General features: G+C 68.2%; 1 protein-coding gene. It reads left to right on the forward strand.

The genetic code is table 11. The features are described from left to right. A partial coding sequence (locus ABZS40_RS36720; RefSeq protein ID WP_354949351.1) for a PP2C family protein-serine/threonine phosphatase occupies positions 1 to 541 on the forward strand: 541 nt, incomplete at its 5' end. Positions 542 to 1,254 lie beyond the last annotated feature (713 nt).

The following is a 1,254-nucleotide window of genomic DNA, read 5'->3' on the forward strand; positions in this document are numbered from 1 at the left end:
GGACCTGACCGCCACCTACCACCACATCGACAACGCGGTCCGCGACCACGACCGATACGGGATGATCACCGCCGTGCTCGCCGAACTCGACCAGCTCACCGGAATCCTGCAGGTCATCTCCGCCGGTCACCCGAGTGGGATCGTGCTGCGCGCCGGCAAGATCGTCAAGGTCCTGCCCACACCGACCGCCCTCCCGGTCACCCTCGGCGACCGGCGCCCACCGGTGGTCGTCGAGGAAGCCCTCGAACCCGGCGACCAGGTACTGCTGTACACCGACGGCATCATCGAAGCCCGCACACCCGACGGCGAGACATTCGGCACCGAGCGGCTCGTCGAGTTCGCCACCAGAGCAGTCGCCGACCAACTGCCCCTGCCCGAAACCGCCCGCCGACTCGTGCACGCCATCCTCGAACACCAGGACGACCGCCTCCAAGACGACGCCACCGTCCTGCTCGCCGAATGGCGCAGCCCCGCACCGCTGCACTCAGACCGCGAAACCATCAAATCGCCAACCCACCATCCGCTACAAACACAGTCGTAGCCCCACCAAGCGAACGTGTCGATGTGGACCTGAATCGCTGCGGAGCAGGCGACCGGCGGCATCGAGCTGGCCAGCCATGGTCATCGGCTGCGGTGGGCTGATCTGACGTGCTCCGCCGGTCTCCCATCCTCGACTCGTCAGGCCGTGCGCCGCGGTCACGCTCAGGCGGCCAAGATCAGCGGAACCGAGGCGTCACGCTGGAGCGCGCCGCGATGCGGCTTGGCAAGGCCGTCCGCCTGCCCCACCTGCTTGATGTCACACCTCGGGTCGCGGGCCAAGTCAGTTCGGGAAGGCCGCCCTCACCGCCGGGGTGGTCGTGGGCACGGCCGACATGCTCGCAGAGCAGCCGGTGACCGCTCGTCGACCCAGGAGGCGCTGCTCGTCGGGAAGGACGAAGCGAAAGGCCGGCCCGCTTGGAACCTTCAGCTGCCCGGCCTGATCTCACATCACACTCAGTTGTTTTTCGGTCGGCGGCTGCGGAATCATCAACCGTCGCCCACGAGGGAGCACAGCCGTTATCACGCATCGAGACGTAGGCGCGGCCTGGCCGCACCGGAGAGCCCCAGCGGCCGGCCCTTCAGTCGTGTCGTACCCGCACGGTGGCCTGGCGCGGCACGTCAACCTGCCGCCGGGTGAGCGGTTGCGGGTCCTGCTGGTGGAGGACGACGAGGGCGACGCCTTCCTGGTCGGTGAGCTGCTCGCCGAGACGAACT

This window comes from Micromonospora sp. NPDC005324 (genome assembly GCF_040607155.1).
In the GTDB taxonomy this organism is placed as follows: domain Bacteria; phylum Actinomycetota; class Actinomycetes; order Mycobacteriales; family Micromonosporaceae; genus Micromonospora; species Micromonospora trifolii.